This window comes from Pseudomonas sp. Tun-23181 (assembly GCF_057415455.1).
This window is the reverse complement of the sequence record NZ_CM171630.1, coordinates 3,313,064-3,330,745: the sequence shown is the minus strand read 5'-3', so window position 1 is coordinate 3,330,745 and position 17,682 is coordinate 3,313,064. Positions and strand designations below refer to the sequence as shown.

General features: G+C 62.7%; 9 protein-coding genes and 3 pseudogenes. 4 read left to right on the top strand and 8 right to left on the bottom strand.

The features are described from left to right. Positions 1–109: 109 nt before the first annotated feature. A complete protein-coding gene (gene aguA / locus ACDI39_RS15845) occupies positions 110–1,219 on the top strand; it encodes an agmatine deiminase (protein ID WP_225786618.1) in 1,110 nt (369 codons plus the stop codon). A 171-nt stretch (positions 1,220–1,390) separates the two neighbouring features. After that, positions 1,391–1,588: a hypothetical protein gene (locus tag ACDI39_RS15840; RefSeq protein WP_225786862.1), complete on the top strand. Its 198-nt coding sequence runs from the start codon at positions 1,391–1,393 to the stop codon at positions 1,586–1,588. A gap of 77 nt (positions 1,589–1,665) precedes the next feature. Here ACDI39_RS15840 and ACDI39_RS15835 read toward each other — a convergent pair whose 3' ends face one another. Then, the gene (locus ACDI39_RS15835) at positions 1,666–3,750 is read right to left on the bottom strand and encodes a TonB-dependent receptor (protein WP_225786617.1); all 2,085 of its coding nucleotides are present in this window, start codon (positions 3,748–3,750) and stop codon (positions 1,666–1,668) included. 552 nt (positions 3,751–4,302) lie between these two features. Here ACDI39_RS15835 and ACDI39_RS15830 point away from each other — a divergent pair. Further along, positions 4,303–4,572: pseudogene (locus tag ACDI39_RS15830) on the top strand (OprD family outer membrane porin); the annotation flags it as partial. Between the two features lie 162 nt (positions 4,573–4,734). Here ACDI39_RS15830 and ACDI39_RS15825 read toward each other — a convergent pair. After that, the gene (locus ACDI39_RS15825) at positions 4,735–6,039 is read right to left on the bottom strand and encodes an IS1380-like element ISPa33 family transposase (RefSeq protein ID WP_010793081.1); all 1,305 of its coding nucleotides are present in this window, start codon (positions 6,037–6,039) and stop codon (positions 4,735–4,737) included. A 95-nt stretch (positions 6,040–6,134) separates the two neighbouring features. Between ACDI39_RS15825 and ACDI39_RS15820 the strand changes: the two are divergent. After that, positions 6,135–7,157, top strand: a pseudogene (locus ACDI39_RS15820) (OprD family outer membrane porin); the annotation flags it as partial. Between the two features lie 30 nt (positions 7,158–7,187). Here the strand turns inward: ACDI39_RS15820 and ACDI39_RS15815 are convergent. The 6 genes and pseudogenes from ACDI39_RS15815 to ACDI39_RS15790 all read right to left on the bottom strand — a co-directional run bounded on the left by ACDI39_RS15815 (position 7,188) and on the right by ACDI39_RS15790 (position 17,660). Beyond that, a complete protein-coding gene (locus tag ACDI39_RS15815) occupies positions 7,188–8,858 on the bottom strand; it encodes an FMN-binding glutamate synthase family protein (RefSeq protein WP_486536933.1) in 1,671 nt (556 codons plus the stop codon). A gap of 322 nt (positions 8,859–9,180) precedes the next feature. Next, positions 9,181–10,323: an ankyrin repeat domain-containing protein gene (locus tag ACDI39_RS15810; protein WP_225786614.1), complete on the bottom strand. Its 1,143-nt coding sequence runs from the start codon at positions 10,321–10,323 to the stop codon at positions 9,181–9,183. Positions 10,324–10,390: 67 nt separating this feature from the next. After that, positions 10,391–10,867, bottom strand: coding sequence for a hypothetical protein (locus tag ACDI39_RS15805; RefSeq protein ID WP_225786613.1), 477 nt, complete (start codon positions 10,865–10,867; stop codon positions 10,391–10,393). After that, positions 10,864–15,258, bottom strand: a pseudogene (locus ACDI39_RS15800) (RHS repeat-associated core domain-containing protein). The gene ACDI39_RS15805 and the pseudogene ACDI39_RS15800 overlap by 4 nt, the downstream one beginning before the upstream one ends. Before the next feature lie 11 nt (positions 15,259–15,269). After that, positions 15,270–15,704 carry a DcrB-related protein gene (locus ACDI39_RS15795; RefSeq protein WP_253080277.1) on the bottom strand — a complete coding sequence of 145 codons (435 nt, stop codon included), beginning with the start codon at positions 15,702–15,704 and terminating at the stop codon, positions 15,270–15,272. A gap of 15 nt (positions 15,705–15,719) precedes the next feature. Then, a complete protein-coding gene (locus tag ACDI39_RS15790; protein ID WP_253080276.1) occupies positions 15,720–17,660 on the bottom strand; it encodes a type VI secretion system Vgr family protein in 1,941 nt (646 codons plus the stop codon). Positions 17,661–17,682 lie beyond the last annotated feature (22 nt).

Here is a 17,682-nt window from a genome sequence, read left to right as displayed (position 1 = left end):
CGACCGCGGAAGGTGTGCTGGTGCATACTTTCGACCTGGATGGCCCGCTGGAATCCTGATCGATCAACGACCCGGCGCAACCGGCGCCGGGCCTTCGCAGAGGTTACCCATGAAAACCCTCAACACCACCCCGCGTGCCGACGGCTTCCACATGCCTGCCGAGTGGGCTGCGCAAACCCAGGTCTGGATGGTCTGGCCGGAGCGCCCGGACAACTGGCGCCTGGGCGGCAAGCCGGCGCAGGCCGCACACGTGACCCTGGCCAAGGCCATCGCCCGCTTCGAGCCGGTCACCGTGGCCGTCTCCGCCGGCCAGTACGAGAATGCCCGCCGTCAACTGGACCTGCCCAACATCCGCGTGGTGGAAATCAGCAGCGACGACGCCTGGGTGCGCGACACCGGCCCGACCTTCGTCATCAACGACCAGGGCGAAGTGCGTGGGGTGGACTGGGGCTTCAACGCCTGGGGTGGCTTCGAGGGCGGCCTGTACGCGCCCTGGAACCGCGATGAGGCGCTGGCGGCCAAGGTCCTGGAGATGGAGCGCTGCCAGCGCTACCACACCGAAGGTTTCGTGCTCGAAGGTGGCTCGATCCATGTGGATGGCGAAGGTACCCTGATCACCACCGAGGAATGCCTGCTCAACCGCAACCGCAACCCACACCTGAACCGCGAGCAGATCGAAGCGATCCTCCGTGAACACCTGGCGGTGGAAACCATCGTCTGGCTGCCGGAAGGCCTGTACAACGACGAGACCGACGGCCACGTCGACAACTTCTGCTGTTACGTCAGCCCCGGCGAAGTGTTACTGGCCTGGACCGACGATTCCAACGACCCCAACTACGCGCGCTGCCACGCTGCCTACGACGTGCTGAAGAACAGCCGCGACGCCAAGGGCCGCGAGTTCGTGGTGCACAAGATGCCGATCCCGGGCCCACTGTATGCCACCGAAGAAGAGTGCGCCGGTGTCGACCAGGTGCTCGGCAGCCAGGAGCGCAACCCGTCGGTGCGCCTGGCCGGTTCGTACGTCAACTTCCTGATCGTCAACGGCGGGATCATCGCGCCGAGCTTCGACGACCCGGCCGATGCCCAGGCCCGGGCGATCCTGGCCAAGGTTTTCCCGGATCATGAAGTGGTGATGATCCCGGGCCGCGAACTGCTGCTCGGCGGTGGCAACATCCACTGCCTGACCCAGCAGCAACCAGCGCCGGTCAAGCGCGGTTGATGTCCAGGGGCCGTGAAGCGGCCCCTTTCTTTTCCTGGCGATGGCCGGTGGGGGGCATGGCACAGGATTTGTATTGTTTTTTCATTGTGTTTCATACAGTTAGGCCTACGCCGTTCTGTAACAAAACCAACGTAAGTTAACCGCTCACGGCCCCAGGGAGTACGTGTGGAGATGAATGCAGCAAGTGAGTCGGTTTTGCCCCCCTCGGCAGTGAACCACCAATCGCTCAGGATCCTGACGCAGTGGTTGAAACAGCATGGAAGCCATCCGGTCAGGACGACCGACCCACGACGTCTGCTGGATGGGCGATACCCTCAAGGCCTGATCAGCGAAGCGGAGCTCGAGGCGCTGTTGGCTGACTGGCATTGACCCGGGCAGGAGCCCTGCAACGAAAAACGCCACCGCATGTCGCGGTGGCGTTTTTCGTTGCAGGGACTGCCACAGGGTCAGAAGCTGTAGGTCCCGGTGACCACCAGGCTGCGCGGCTCGCCCGGCTGGATCTGCGCCGCACTGGTCGCCGAGCTGTAGTAGGTCTTGTCGGTGATGTTGCTCAGCGCCGCACGCACATCCCAGTCATGGGTGCGGTAGCCGGCCAGGGCGTCCCAGCGTCCATAACCTGGCATCAGCGTGGTGTTCTGGTTGTCGGCATAGCGCTCGCCCACCAGGGTCAGGCCGGTCTCGGCGTACCAGCCCAGCTCCGGCTTCCAGGTGATGAACAGGCTGCCGTTACGCTTGGCCACGTTGTTGATGCGGTTGCCTTCCTGGCCGTTGTTGTCCTTGACGAGGGTCGCGTCCTGGATACCGATGCCGCCGCGTACGTACCAGTTGCCAACGATGTTGCCGGTGGCGGTCAGCTCGATGCCGCGCGAGCGCTGCAGGCCGCTGAGCAGGGTGATGGTGGGGTCGTTCGGGTCGCGGGTGCGGCGGTTGTACAGCTCCAGCTCGTAGAGGGCCAGGGTGGTGGTCAGGCGCTCGTCGAGCCAGTCGCTCTTGACGCCGATCTCTTTCTGCCGGGTGTGTTCCGGGCTGGTCTGGTTGGCATTGCCCGTCGCGCCCGGGGTGATGCCGATCAGCCCGCCACCGACCGGCGAGAAGGTCTTGCTCCAGGAGGCATAGAAGGAATGCTCGCGCCAGGGCGAATAGACCACGCCCAGGCGTGGGCTGGTGCTGGTGCTGTCCTGTTTCTCGGACAGGCCGTTCAGCCTGTTGGTGGTTTCCACCTCGAAGCGGTCGAAGCGCACGCCGGCGAGGATCTGCCACTGATCGTTCAGGCGGATCTGGTCCTGCAGGTACAGGCCACGGCTGTCGACCACGGTGTGGTTGTCGCTGGTCACCGTCATCGGCCCGTTGTGCTGCTGGCTGCGGTCGGGGTTGTCCAGGTCCACCCCTGGTACCGACGGGCCGGCGGAGCGCAGCAGCGGATCGCGGCGCTGGTTGCCGATCTCAACGCCGACCAGCAGCTTGTGTTCCAGGCCCCAGGTGGCGATGTCGCCTTCGGCTTCCAGGTTGTTGAACAGGTTGCGGGTGTTCAGGTCCTGCTGCCAGCGCTGGCGGGAGACCAGGTTGGTGCTGGGGGCGTAGCCGGTCAGGTAGGTATTGTCGAACTCACTGTCGAGCTTGAACAGGCCCAGGGTGTGGCGCAGTTGCCAGTTGTCGCTGAGCTGGTAGTTCAGCCGCGAACGCAGCGACTGGGCCTTGTCGTCGATGAAGTCGCGCTGGGTATCGCCGTAGGTGGTGTCGCGCCCGACATCCGCCGGGCGGCCGTCGACGCCAGGGATACCACGGTCCGGGGTACGGTTGTAGCGGCTGTACTCGTACTGCACCAGCCAGTTCAGCTCCGGGGTGAGTTGCCAGCTCATGGATGGGGCGAACAGCTGGCGGTTGCCGTCCACGCCGTCGCGGAAGCTGTTGCTGTCTTCGTTGCCCATGTTCAGGCGCAGGCTGAGGGTGTCGCTGGGGTCGGCGCTGAGGTCGGCATACAGGCTGCGCAGGTCTTCGCTGCCGCCACGGGCCTCGATGCTCGAGCGGCGGCCGTGCTCGGGTGCCTTGCTCACCCGGTTGACGATGCCGCCCTGGCTGCCACGGCCGTAGAGCACCGCTGCCGGGCCCTTGAGCACTTCGATCCGCTCGATGTTGTGCAGGTCGCGCACGTACTGGCTATCGTCGCGGATGCCGTCCAGGTAGAAGTCGTTGCTGGCATCGAAGCCGCGGATACGCACGCTGTCGAAGCGGGTGTCGGCCCCGCTGCTGACGTTGGGGATGCCTTCGAGGGCCTTGCCCAGGGTATTGCTGCCGTAGTCCAGGAGGTTGTCGGTCTTCACCGTGTCGATGGCCTGGGGTACGTAGCGCACCGGCGTGGAGGTACGGGTCGCGGTGCTGACTTCCTTGACCCTGGGGGTGTCGCGCTCACGGTCGCTGTCGGCGGTGACCGACAGCTCCGGCAGGGTAGTGGTGGCGGCATTGGCCAGCCCGGCGCTGAACAGCAGCGACAGGCCCAGCGTCAGGGGTGACAGGCGGCAGGGAACAAGCATGGACACATCCGAAAGGGCGGTAGGTGAAAAATGGATGCGGATGATAATGCTTGTTATTTGCTCTTGCTCGGGTATTTGTAAGCTCTTGTCTTTACATATGTATCACTTTGTTTCTACGACTTTAGTCGTAGATGTTTCGTACTTATGGCGACTCGAATACCGGCCCGTCAAACGGGCGTCTTGGGGCCGCTTCGCGCCCCCGGGTCCCGAGCCATGCGGGTAACCCGGGAGTCTCCTTCCACCCACTGGCCGGGGCAGTTGCCGACAAGAGGCAAATTGTCCAGAAGCTGGAGGGATATGGCCACGAACACACCTGCCAAACGCATGATCTTGGTTATAACCACCTGCATTTCACGATTTTTTGACATGCCGAAGCACAGGCGGCTAGGATTCGGCCAACGCCTGCTGGCCATGACTTGGCCATGCTGCTGCGAGGCCCGCTGCTGGCGGGCCTTTTCAGTTCGGATCCGCATAGCGTCGAACCTACGAAGGGGCGTTGGTTCCTGGCGTCATATTGCAGAGCGTTTTTGATTAAGAAATAAGGAAAACAACATGTTGAAAACCAGGATCAGCCTGGTCGCACTGGCGATGATCGCCGCGACTCAGGCCCAGGCCAACGAACAGGCCGAAAGCAAGGGCTTCATCGAAGACAGTAGCGCCAGCGTCCTGCTGCGCAACGCCTACATCAACCGCGACAAGAAGCACGGCACCAACGACCAGATCGAGTGGGGCCAAGGCTTCATCGGCACCTTCTCGTCGGGCTTCACCCAGGGCACCGTGGGCGTGGGCGTCGATGCCTTCGGCCTCTACGCCATCCGCCTAGCCCGGATTTCTCATGAGGCCGGCAGGCGTGGCCGGTGAAGCCTCGGCGTATCAACAACCTGCCTTCCACCGCTAAAAATTGATCGTTTTTTATTCAATTCCCGCGTATGGGGCGCACTGCCCCCTTTCCCCCATTGAGCCGGGCCGGGGGCGCCCGCCTGTTCAGGTCGGCTTGAGGCGGGCAACCAGCCCCGCAAAGAGTTCCTGATGCGGATAGGCCTCGCTGATCAGCACGCGGATGCGCCGGCTGTTGCGAATGATCACCGCACCGATCTTGAGCAGTTTCAAGCGCAGGTTATGGATGCTCATGCGCGCCAATGCGGTGCCCTGGAGATGATCGCGTAGCCGTTCGAACAGCACATAGGCAAAGGCCGACAGCATCAGCCGCCACTGGTTGGTCCACCAGCGTGGGCTGGAGGTGCGGTCGGCGAACAGATCCAACTGTTGGTCCTTGATCCGATTCTCCATGTCGCCACGGCCGCAGTAGTCTTCGTAGTACTGCTGGGCAGCATCCTCGGCAAAGCGGGACACGACGATGAAGCGTGGATTGGCACCCTGCTCGCCATGTTCCAGGCGCGACACGACCAGGCGGCGCCTACGCCAACTACCGGCCTGATAGAGGAAGCGATACACGCCGGACATCTTCTGCCCGGTTTCTTGGTAGGCCTCGGCGACCGCTTGCATGGCCGGCGCCGCCATCCGCTGCAGGCGGGTGTTGCGGGCCAGACCCACCACATAATCCACCTGCTTGCGGTCACACCAGTCGAGCATGCGATGTCGGCAAAAACCGCCGTCACCGCGGAACACGATGCGGGTCTCTGGCCAGAAGCGGCGAATGAACTTGACCAGCAGTGCCAGGATGGCCCAACTGTGTCGGGCGCCATCGATGTTGCTCGGGCGCAAATAGCTCACCAGCAGATGGCGACCACAGAACACATAGAGCGGCAGGAAGCAGTAATGGTCGTAATAGCCATGGAAGAAGCGCCCTTCCTGATCTCCATGCACCGGCACATCGGTCGCATCGAAGTCGAGCACGATCTCAGCCGGCGCCTGGTCATGCTGGGCGATGAAGTGCTCCCACAGCAGGCGATGGGCTTGCACCACCGTTTCGCGATCGGCTTGCTGTTCCAGGCGCCCCAGAGTGGATTTGCCGGCCAGCGGTTGCAGGCGGTTGACCGCAGTCTGCAGCGCGTAGTCATGGCGCAGGCCGTCATGATCGTTGAGATCCTCGTAGCCGGCGGCCAGTGCATAGATACGCTGGGCGAGCAGTGTCTGCAGTCCATGCTGGACACGCCCAGGATCACGCCGATCGGGAACGATTTTGGCCAGGCGGCGGGTCAAGCCATGTTGCCGGTCGACCTCGCGCAGCAGCAACAAGCCCGCATCCGAGGTGATGTGACCACCGGTGAAAGAGGCCTCGACGAGGCGGCGAGAGAGGGGTGAAAAGTGGAGTTTTTCTGGTAGCATTTTGTGCGCGGCTGAAGACTTATGGGGCTTTGTTTGGCGACAAGAATCATAAGGCTTTCAGCCGTTTTTGTTTATGCGGTCATGAGAAATCCGGGCTAGACGGTGGCAAGGGCCACAACGGTGGCGCGGGCGTCGACTTCTTCAAGCCGAGCGACACCGAGCCATCCAACTCGCCGCACAACCTGGCCCGTGCTGGCGCCGCCATCAAGTTCCGTGTCTCCAACACCGTGCTCAAGTACGGTGACCAGATGCCAGCGCTGCCCGTGCTGCAGTACGACGACGCGCGCCTGCTGCCGGAAAGCTTCACCGGCACCATGATCACCTCCAAGGAGATCAAGGGCCTGGAGCTCAACGCCGGTCGCTTCACCCAGGAAGCGCGCAAGAGCGCCGAAGGTCGCGACAGTGGCGGCCTGAAGTCGATCAACGTGTTCGGCGGCAGCTATCAGTTCACCGACAACTTCACCGGCTCCCTGTACACCTCCGATGTCGAGGACGTGCTGAAGAAGCACTACCTGGGCCTGAACTACGTCCACGCGATCGCCGACGACCAGTCCCTGACCCTGGACTTCAACGGCTACAAGACCAGCATCGACAGCAAGTACGAGCGTGAAGCTGGCCTGACCGGCGACTCCAACACCATCTGGAGCCTGGCAGCCACCTACGCCTTCGGCCCTCACTCGGTGACCATCGCCCACCAGCGCAGCACCGGCGACACCGGCTACAACTACGGCTGGTACCAGAACCGTGGCGGCGTGGGTGACGGTGGTTCGACCATCTACCTGGCCAACTCCTACTGGTCCGACTTCAACGCCGAGGACGAGCGCTCCTGGCAGATCGGCTACGGTCTGGACTTCGGCGCCTTCGGCGTACCTGGCCTGACCTACAAGCTCGCCTACGTGCGTGGCGACAACATCAACACCCACGGTTTCGGCGAGGGCAAGGAGCGCGAACTGTTCAACCAGATCCGCTACGTCGTCCAGGAAGGCCCGGCCAAGGACCTGTCGGTCAAGGTGCGTAGCTCCATCGTGCGTACCAACACCGCAGTCCGCCAGAACGGCTACAACGACGACGGCAACGAAGTCCGCGTATTCGTCGAGTACCCAATCAGCATCTTCTGATCCTGATTCGGCGTTACCAGCAGCCCCGGCCTATGCCGGGGCTGTTTCTTTCCGGCGCACCGTGGCCATCGGTACGACCGCCTCGGTGTCACTGACCTGGGGTGCGAAGCTGTCGCTGCGGGCCATTCGCCACATCCGTGCATAGAACTCGCTGTCGATCGAGCCGCTGAGCAATTCGCCCGGTTTGAGGAAGTGGTGCAACTGGGAGAACAGGCTGATCTCGCTGGGGCTGATGCGCCGCGCCAGGTGCTTGGGCTTGAGCGCCGAAGGGTGTTCCAGGCCGGCGGCGGCGAGCATTTCTGCCAGGGCATGCAGCGTGTTGCGATGGAAGCTGGCAACCCGCTCGGCTTTTTCCGGCACCACCAGCGCGCGCTGGCGCAGCGGGTCCTGGGTGGCCACGCCGGTCGGGCACTTGTTGGTATGGCAGCTCTGGGACTGGATGCAGCCAATGGCGAACATGAAGCCACGGGCCGAGTTGACCCAGTCGGCGCCGAGGGCCAGCACGCTGGCGATATCGAAGGCGCTGACGAGCTTGCCCGCCGCCCCGATACGCACACGATCCCGCAGGTTCAGCCCCACCAGGGTGTTGTGCACGAACAGCAACCCCTCGCGCATGGGCACGCCCATGTTGTCGCTGAATTCGCGAGGCGCCGCGCCGGTACCGCCTTCCTTGCCGTCGACGACGATGAAGTCCGGGGTGATGCCCGTGGCCAGCATGGCCTTGGCGATCCCCATGAACTCCCACGGATGACCCAGGCAGAACTTGAAACCGACCGGTTTGCCGCCCGATAGCTCGCGCAGGCGGGCGATGAACTGCAACAGCTCCACCGGCGTGCGGAAGGCGCTGTGGGCTGCCGGCGAGATGCAGTCTTCACCGACCCGCACGCCACGGGTGGCGGCGATCTTCGGGCTGACCTTGTGCCCAGGCAGGATACCGCCATGGCCGGGCTTGGCGCCTTGGCTGAGCTTGATCTCGATCATCTTCACCTGCGCATCGCCAGCCTGTTCGGCGAAGCGCACCGGGTCGAAACGGCCATCTGCCGTCCGGCAGCCGAAGTAGCCGCTGCCGATCTCCCAGATCAGGTCGCCGCCATGCGCACGGTGGTAGGGGCTGATGCTGCCTTCGCCAGTGTCGTGGGCGAAATGGCCCAGGCGTGCGCCCTTGTTCAGCGCGGCGATGGCATTGGCGCTGAGGGCGCCGAAGCTCATGGCCGAGATGTTGAAGATCGAAGCGCAGTAGGGCTGTCGGCACTGCGGCCCGCCGATGTCGATGCGAAACGACGCCGGGTCGGGGGTCGCGGCTGGCAGCATCGAATGGCTGATGAACTCGAAGCCCGGCTTGTAGGCATCGTTGAGTGTACCGAAGGCTTTCTCGGCACTCTCGTTCTTGGCCCGGGCATACACCAGCGAACGCTGCGAACGGGAGAACGGCAGCTTGTCGTCGTCGCCCTCGATCAGGTACTGGCGGATCTCCGGGCGGATGGTCTCGATCAGGTAGCGGATGTTGCCCAGGATCGGATAGTTGCGCCGTACCGCATGATGGCGTTGGCGCAGGTCGTTGAGGCCGACCAGGCTGAGCAGGGCGGTGACCAGGGTGACGGGCCAGAGCCAGGCGTGCTGGGCAAGAAAGGGAAGGCTGGCGAAGGTGAACAGCAGGCAGGTGGCCAGGCAGGCGTAGCGGGTGGGAAGCGTGTGTTTCATGGGTCCATCGCAGGCAGGATGACCCGCACTAGGATAGGCAAAGGGCGCCCGCGGAAAACCAGGGGTTTTGGTAAAAGACTCTTACCCGAGGTGTGGATTGTGCCGATGTGCAGCGCTGCGCTGTGCCGAAGCCAACCCGGCGTGCTCCTGGCTGCCCAGCGGCTGCCCCTCGAACCAGCACCGGGCATGGCCCATGAGGGTTCCGGGTAAGCCACCTCATATTCGATGGCAATCGCTTCTTTAGTTTCCGAGCAGTTGGGTCACAGTGCACACCCTGTCATTTCCGAGTCACCTGACCGGCGCTGCCATCTCGCCAACGGGGTCAGGCAGGGATGGCCAGTGCCAGTGTCTTCCAGCTCGCCGTTCGCTTGCGTTCGACCAGCGTTGCCAGGGCCTTGGCGACGGGAGCGCCCTTGCTGGTGAACTTCACCGGCGCCAGCATCAACAGGGTGACACGCTCCTCCTTCGGTATGGCTTGCGCGGCAGGCTCCTCGTTCCAGAGCTTGTCCACCACCAGCATGGCATCCACGGCCTCTGGCCAGGGCAGGTCCGCATATCCCGGGTCGCTGCGCTGAATCAACATACCCTCGCAGAGCGGCCCGTGCTCCAAGGTCTGTCGGGCGAGGCGTGCCAGCAACTGCACCGGGAAGTTCCAGGCACCGTGCTGCGGCAGTCTGGCCTGGGGCAGGGCCCAGTCGCCCGGTAGGCAGATGAAGAGTTCGGTCATCGGTACGGCCTGGTACAGGCCGACAGTGAACAGCAGCTTGAAGTCGCTTTTGCCATCCAGCAGGCTGACATGCAGTGTGGTGCGAGGATCCTCGCTGGGCGGGCTGAAGACGTTCGGCAAGACCCACCCAGCGGTGTTGTGCACGAAGGTGACAATGGCCTGCCCCGCACCTTCGGCATCATCCGCTTCCACCTCGAGGGTGCTGCGTGCCCCATGGGATAGCAGCAAGTCGGCGGTGTGTGGATGATCCCATGCCCGGGCGGCATCGAGCGCGCTGTCGTTGAAGCGCAGATGCAGGCGATTGACCTCGGCACCACGCGCCAGGAGCAGTGCGACCACCTCTCGGTGGCCTGACTGGGCGGCTGCATACAGGGGAGGGCAGACACTCAGTGGCAGACCATCGACCCAGGCACCGGCATCGAGCAGGCATGCGCAGGTCTCCAGGTGCCCTTCGCTTGCGGCCTGTGCGAGAGCAGTGCCATGCCCTTCGTCAACGAACGGCTGGTTCGGATCCAGGCCCAGCTCGAGCAGCAGGCCGCAGATCTTGGTTTGCCCAGCCCTGGCAGCCATATGCAGCAGGCCTTCTTCACCGGCCTCGCCATAGCGTGGCAGGGCCAGCAGGTCTGGGTACTTCTGGGCAAATGTGCGCACTCGCTCCAGCTTGCCCTCTTCGATGTCGTCGTAAAGGCGGTCCAGCTTGGTTTCGTGCTTTTCGTAGAGTCGTTGCCGGTCGGTCATCGGATGAAAGTACTTGGTTTGAAGGCCAGGTCCATCGCTGCCGTTATCTTTGTGGTGTGGTGCCGAATCACGGAATCGGCCGATCAGGAAAGTAATGCTCGATAGGCAGGCCGCTGTTTTCGAACTCGTACATCACTCGCCAGGTGAATGTGCTCATCCAGGCATTGATGATGCGCTGGGCGTGATGACGGTCCTCCGTCGATTGGGTCCGGGACAGCAGGGCCGTTCGTTTCTTGCCTTTGAGTATCGAGATGGAAACCTGATATTCGATGGGCGAGATCTCCTCGTCACCCAAGGGGCTGCACCAGACATCGAGGGTGGCAGTGACAGGCAAGCCGCTGTCGAATGTTCGCTCGCTGGAGGCCATGAAGATGTCGTCGGCGAAAAAGTTCTTTGCGGCGAGAAAGCGGGCATGCTCGTCGGTGATGCCGGTGAGCAGGACGGGTGAGGCATCGATGAAATTATTCTTCGATACCTGCCAGCCGGTAGGTACCAGCAGTTCTGCGAGAGGATGGGCCAAGGCGATTTCTTGAATGATGTTCATTTTTGCGACTTCAGGTAGGTCATATAGTCAGCCTGGGAAATGGGGTGTCCATGGAATTCAGGCATTGGTGTATCGGTTACTTCTACCCGGACATACTGGGTCGGTTTGCCGTTATTGAATCCGATGGGTTTCCCTGCATCGTGAATGTAGTAGGAGGAGCCCTTGTTGCCCAGGTCGATTTCGGTACCGTGCCGCAGCGCGTCTTTCTCCACTTGGTTACGGAACGCTGTGACTTGTTTGGCTGTAGCGTTTTCCGGCAAATCCTTGCCCCAGTATTGAGCCGCTCCTCCACGCGACGACAAGCTTTGAGCCTGTGATTGCGTCTTGGCCTGGGTATGTTTCGTATAGGTGGCCGAACGTGAGTGATGGCGATTCCTGCGTGCCAGCTTCGGACAGCCGGCGGTGAGCCCGAGCGGGTCTATCCAGCCGAGCGGGTTTGGACTGTAGAGATAGAGATTCCAGCCCCCAGCCAGTCCGAGGGGGTCTGGTTGGGTGAAGCGTCCAATATCCGGGTCATAAAACCGGAATGTGTTGTAGTGCAGGCCCGTCTCGCGATCCAGGTACTGCCCCTGGAACCTGAGATTCTGTTCCTCATCATGACCTGGGGCACGCCATTCTCCGATACTGGTGCCCCATACCTCGTAACGGGTTTCCCACCTGGTATCGCCATCCTCTGACGTCAGTCGTAGTGGCAGCCCATTGAGGTGATTGTGGAAATGCAGCACTTGTTGATGGGCGCCTGCGCTGTCGATGCGTGCCAGTGGTTCATGACCGGCATCGGTATAAACGTACAGGCTGCTTCGTCCGTTGCGACGCTCCTCCAGCAAACGCAAGCCGTCCCAGGTGAACTCGGTCCTGCCGACAAGCAACCCTTGCGGGGTACGCTCCTCCTTGGCGATGCGTCGTCCCAAGGGGTCGTAGTGCATGGACACTACAGTTTCGCGCCCGGCGCACAGGTTACGGACCTCAATCAGCCGATGTTCGGCATCGTAGCGAAACCGTTGAATGCCTCGCCTGTTGCTGCGCTTTTCGACCAGTCGGCCGAAACCGTCGTAGCGGTAGTGCTTGTCCTGATAGCACAGCAGGCGGTTATGACGGATAGGTGGCTTCCCAGACCTGTCGAGCAGGTTGGCTGCTGCATCGTAGTGGAAGTGTTCGTACTGGCCTGCGAGTGGGTCGTGGCGCACGAGTATTCGGCCTGTCGCGTCATAGCCTAAAGACTCTAGAGTGTTGCCCTGGGCTTTCAGGGCCTGGACTTCGACCAGGTTGTTGCCGCCATCGTAGGCGAAGTGCTGTCGCGCCACCGACAAGGGGTTAATTGTCTGGTCGGCTGCATGGCTACCACGGCTGCGCAAACGCCCCACCGGATCGTACTCGCTGCGGCACAGCAGCCGCCCTTGAGTGCGCGTGACCTCACGGTGCAAGCGGTCGCGTTCGAAATCCGCAATGACATGTCCATTGAGGTTCAACTGATGCAGATGCCCGGAGCCATACATCAATCTATTCAACTGGCGACCGTCACCAAGACGTATCCCAGTCAGGTTACCCAGCTCGTCGTAGCTGTATGACAGGCTCCCCCGTGCTGTCCGTTCCTGCAGCAATTGACCGAGCCTGTCATAAGTGAAATCCAATGTTTGCCGAATACCGTCAGGGCTTGTGGATTCCACTGAGGTCAACTGGTCCAGTGCGTCGTAGTGATAGTCGGTGCGACCATCGGACGTGATCTTGGCAACCAGCCTGCCTGCGGCATCGCGTTCGAGTGTATGGACGATGGGCACCTCGGGGCTGCCAGGTTCGGGGTGAAAGACCAATCGGACCAGATTACCCAGGCTGTCATAGGTGTATTGCTTGCAGGTGTCGTCGAGGTCTCGTTGCTCTACGAGGCGATCATCGGCATCCCAAGAGAATCGATAGCTTTCTCCATTCTCGTTTCTCAACCGCACAAGCCGGCCTTGGGCGTCATACTCGAAACCAACCTGGCGACCAGCGGCATCCACTTGGCGACTGACCTGTCCACGTCGGTTGTACTCGTAGCGGGTGACATGCCCGGCCGCATTGGCATGAGCGAGCAGCAATCCTTCCGTCGAGCGTTGGTATTGCTCGCGATTGCCATCTGGACGTTCCAGGCACAGTAGCCAGCCCCGCGCATCATGGGTGTATCGAGTAGTGCGACTCTCAGCATCGATCACCTGGCTCAGGTGGCCCCGATGGTCATAGGCGTAGCGGGTTGGAAAGCCCGAGCAATCAACCTCTTCGACGAGCAACCCCAGGCGGTTCCAGCGGCGGGTCGTCGATTGGCCGGCGGCGTTGGTAACCGCCACGACCTGCCCATGTACATCATAGCGATAGCGGGTAACGTTACCCTGCGGGTCACATTCCCGAACGCAGTTGCCGCGTTGGTCGTAGTGGTAGTGCCAGCGATTGCCCATTGGGTCCAGATGGGTCCGGGGCAATGCCCAGTGTTCGAGCCACTGTGTCGATTCGCTTCGCCCCAAGGGGTCGATGGTTTGTGAAAGATTGCCTGACTCGTCGTAGAAATATTGCCAGCGCCCACCTTGCGGGTCGGTGGCAGCCAGCAGTTGACGCTCATCGTTCCACTCGAAGCACCAGGCCTGCGCCATTGCGTCGATATACTCAGTGATCTGGTACTGGGCGTTCCACCGACGAATGCTGACACGCTGCAAATTATCGGTGATGCGGGTCAGGCCAGCGCTAATGTCGTAGTTGAAGCAATACTCGTCACCTGCGCAGGTCCAGTGTCGGGAAACCCGGCGTTCGCCTTCGATGTCCTGCCATTCGTAGTAACACCGAAGCCCGGACGCTGTCTGGTGCTCGATCATGTGCCGATGGTCGTCATAGGCGAAGCGGCGCCGTAGGCGACCTTTCTCGTCAAGCACCTCGCAGAGGTCGCCCTGTTCGTCGTAGCGATAACTGGCCAGTGTCTCCAGGCTCCCATCGTCATGAACGCGCTCGATGGTACTGACCCGAGAGGGCCACTGTGGGCTGTAGTGCAGCTGTATGCGTACCAGGTCGAACGTGTCGCGCAGGCCCGACAGACGTCCACGCTAGTCATAGTGCAGGTAGAGCCGATTGTCGTTGCGGTCTCCCAGTTGGCTCAAACGCAGGTGTGCGGGTTTTTCGGGGCTGGGCTCGAAGAGGCGGTAAAGGCCTTCGATGTCCTCGATGAGCAGTTCGCCATTCAAGGCCCGGCGCACGCTCAGGCCTTCGCCGGGGCTGAACACAGCATCGCCGGGCGGGATGTGACCCATGTCTATCACCCGTGCCTGCTCGTCCGTGTACAACAGGCGCTCACCGCCTTCTGGGTCGGCCTCGATGCGTACGAAGACTTCGTAGGACACGCTCCAGCCGGCACCAAACAAGCCGTCGCGCCGCTCGTCCCTACTACTGTAGAAGCGTTGCCACTCCAGTGGTATCAGGGCCGCGAGCCTGAAATCCTGCTCGTCCTCGCCACCCAGGACTTTCGCACCTGTGGCAGCGTGCACGGGGTTCGGTGAGCCAGTGATCGCACGAGTCAGCGCACCGGTCACCTGTCCGCTGACGAAACTGGTGGCGCCACCGACTAGCATGCAGCCGAGCTTGCTGTAGAACTTGCCCCCGCGTCCTCGCAACATCATCAGAGCCGTGACTGCCAGACCGACGCCGGGAGTCTTGCCGCTGCGGATTTCACGCACCACGATCGGTTCGCCACCAATGCGTACATCGCTGGAAATCAGCCCGGAATCGACGATTACACCCTCGCAGGTACTGCGGTCGCCGCTGCGAGCGGCGGGTTGGCCGTTGATGCTGACCTTACTCGAACCCTCGGCAATGTACTGTGGCGGCATAGCCGGGTGCTTGCTGCAGATGACCTTGTCGTCATCGGCCGGTGCAGTGTTGGGGGCCGGTGACGCGACCGTGGGACGCCACAGTTGCGAGAAGAAGCCCTGGGCCATGTCGAGGAAGGTTTCCTCCTCGGGTTCCTCCTCTGCAAGCGAGGCGTCCGCAGGAGGAGGCGGCAGGACCACGCCAGCGGCACGTGCGGCTGGCTTGCCGTTGGTATGGGTGTCGTGCGAGCCGGTGGCGATGTTGGCCTGGATGGACGGCGGGAACAGCGCATTGCCGATCCCTTCGCAGAATCGGCTGAGTGCCGTATCGGCGCCGGTACTGGCCATGGCCACGCCCACCACGACACCGACCACCGCGCCGAGCACGAAGCAGCCCAGGCCTCCGGTGGCGGCAGTGATGCCAAGCGCGGCGCCAACGGCAGCGGTGGCCAACGCACCGATGGCAACGGTCGCCGCCACTTCCAGCACGCCGCCGACGATGTCTGCCAGCATCGAGGTGTGCATCAGTGCGTCGCCTTCGCGCGCGGCCCAGAGTGCGTCGGACATCGCAGGTACCGTCAGGCCAGGCTGTCGAAAGCGAGCGATTGCTTGATCGCGCCCCAGTGGCCTGCCTCGGCCTCGCCCATGGGCTGCGCCTTCACGTAGCTGAGGGCGAACATCTTGCGGGTGCCAGGCAAGACCAGGGCGAGCTGGTACTGGAAGACCTTCTCTTGGCCTTTGCTGAACTGACTGCTCAACTCGATACCGTCGATATCCTGCGCCGCGCCAAGGCGCACGCTCTGCGGAGCCTGGAAGCGCAGGTCCTGGACCTGTTGCTGCAAGCGTTGCAGCTGGCTGTCGAAATTGCTCTGCAACGTTTCGCCATCGGCCAGCAGGCTGCGGCTGATCACCAATGAGGTACCCAATGCCTCGAATCGCAGGATGTTGATGCTGTTGTCACGCACGTCGGCGTCAGGCAGCGCGAGGTGGAACTCGTTGACGCGGTAGATCATGTATTCGTTGTCCTGTTACTGGCCGGCCTTGGGGAATTTCGCCTGGACCCTGCCATCGATGCTGCCCTTGCTGCCGTCCTGGCCGGAGGAGGTGCCTGGCGCCCCGCCGATGTTCAGGTCGAGCGTGCCTTCGGGGGTATTGATCTGGGCATGGTCCTTGGCGTTGATGTTCAGGCGCACACCGGTGAGGTTGATTTCACCGTTGGCGTTGAGTTCGAGCACGCTATCGCCACAGACCAGGCGCAGTTTCTCGCCAGCCTCCATGAGGTAGGTCGTGCTGATGCTGTCGGTCTTGCTGGCGCCTACCAGCAGGGTGTCGTGGTGGCGCACCGCGCGGATGCGATCCTGGCCGATGGTCACCATTTCGATCATGCCGACACTCTTGGTACGGCTGATACCCACCGACAACGTCTCGTTCTGCTCCACCACCGTGTCCATGTTGCGTTCGGCATGGATGTACAACTGTTCGGCACCCTTCTTGTCCTCCATACGGATCTCGTTGAAGTTCGCCGGGCTGCCGCCTTTGCTGGAGCGGCTCTTCATGCCGCTCTGGGTGGCGCCTGCGGGCAGGTCGTAGGGCACCGTCTGCTCGGCGTTGTAGACCCGTCCGGTGATGATCGGGCGGTCGGGGTCGCCCTCGAGGAAGCTGACGATCACTTCCTGGCCGATCCGTGGGACCTGCATCGAGCCCCAGTTCTTGCCGGCCCAGGCCTGGGATACGCGTATCCAGCAGGAGCTGTTCTCGTTGGACTGGTCGTGGCGGTCCCAGTGGAAGTGCACCTTGACGCGGCCGTACTGGTCGGTCCAGATCTCCTCGCCGGCCGGGCCGACCACCACCGCGGTCTGCGGGCCCTTGACGATCGGCCGCAGGGTGCTGGCCACCGGGCGGTAGCTCTGCTGGGCGTCGATGCAACTGAGGTTGCTCTCGAACTGGGCCGATGCGCTGCCGCCACCGGTTTCCAGGCGCTCCTGGGCTACGTAGTAGCGGGCGGCGACGATCAGGTACTCGCGGTTCTGGTCCTGGCGGGTGAAGCCGGTGAGGTTGAACAGGTGGCCGCTGCCCAGGCCCCGGGCATTGCCGCGCAGTTCGACCCGCTCGTGCAGGCTTTGCAGCGCTTCCAGGCGGGTGCGGGCGTAGTGCTCGCCATCCTGGGTCTGCGCATAGGCGCCGGGGTAGTCGTACAGCGGATAGTCGCCGGCCTGGTGCGGGCGCGGCATGGCCGAGCGCACGTCGATGCGCGCGCTGGGGCGCTGGAAGTCGTAGTCGTTGAGTTCCAGCGAGCCGGGCTGGACTTCCTGGGCCAGGTACCAGTCGTTGATGTGGTCGCGCTCGCGATGCTGGCCATCCGGCGGGTAGAAGGGCACCGACTCGTAGCCGGGGGCCTGCTGGTGGGCGCCGTAGGCATCGGCCAGCACCAGCACATGGCGGTCCTGCTCATGGCGGAAGAAGTAGTAGATGCCTTCTTCCTCCATCAGCCGGCTGACGAAGTCGAAGCTGGTCTCGCGGTACTGCACGCAGTATTCGCGTTCCCGGTAGCTGCGGCTCAGGGCGTCCTCGAAGTCGGAGAAGCCCAGGTCGCGAAACACCTGCTTGATGATCTGCGGCGCGCTCTGGTGCTGGAAGATCCGGCAGTCGCTGGTGCGGGTCAGCAGCCACAGCCAAGGCCGCAGGGTCACCCGGTAGCTGGCGAACTGGCCCTTGTCGACCGCCTGGCTGCAGCGCGCGACGATGCCGTGGAAGTGGCGCCAACTGCCCAGGTTCAGTTGCAGCGACAGGCTCATGGGCTTGCCCAGCAGCTGGTTGAGGTCGATGGCCGGATCGTCGCTGGTCAGCTGCAGCTCGTAGTCGAACAGGCGGCCGAGCTCTTCGCTGCCGCCCATCTCGCTGAGGATCAGCACGTCCGGCCCCAGGGGGCTGTTGATCTGCGCCAGGCGCGTGAATTGCTTGAACAGCATGGGTCGTCCCGTACGGCGCGCC

Bases quoted from the DNA above. Each gene is read 5' to 3' on its own strand.
- ACDI39_RS15815 (WP_486536933.1), bottom strand. From the start codon at position 8,858: ATGAAACACACGCTTCCCACCCGCTACGCCTGCCTGGCCACCTGCCTG.
- ACDI39_RS15795 (WP_253080277.1), bottom strand. From the start codon at position 15,704: ATGATCTACCGCGTCAACGAGTTCCACCTCGCGCTGCCTGACGCCGAC.
- ACDI39_RS15790 (WP_253080276.1), bottom strand. From the start codon at position 17,660: ATGCTGTTCAAGCAATTCACGCGCCTGGCGCAGATCAACAGCCCCCTG.
- aguA (WP_225786618.1), top strand. From the start codon at position 110: ATGAAAACCCTCAACACCACCCCGCGTGCCGACGGCTTCCACATGCCT.
- ACDI39_RS15840 (WP_225786862.1), top strand. From the start codon at position 1,391: ATGAATGCAGCAAGTGAGTCGGTTTTGCCCCCCTCGGCAGTGAACCAC.
- ACDI39_RS15825 (WP_010793081.1), bottom strand. From the start codon at position 6,039: ATGCTACCAGAAAAACTCCACTTTTCACCCCTCTCTCGCCGCCTCGTC.
- ACDI39_RS15805 (WP_225786613.1), bottom strand. From the start codon at position 10,867: ATGAACATCATTCAAGAAATCGCCTTGGCCCATCCTCTCGCAGAACTG.
- ACDI39_RS15810 (WP_225786614.1), bottom strand. From the start codon at position 10,323: ATGACCGACCGGCAACGACTCTACGAAAAGCACGAAACCAAGCTGGAC.
- ACDI39_RS15835 (WP_225786617.1), bottom strand. From the start codon at position 3,750: ATGCTTGTTCCCTGCCGCCTGTCACCCCTGACGCTGGGCCTGTCGCTG.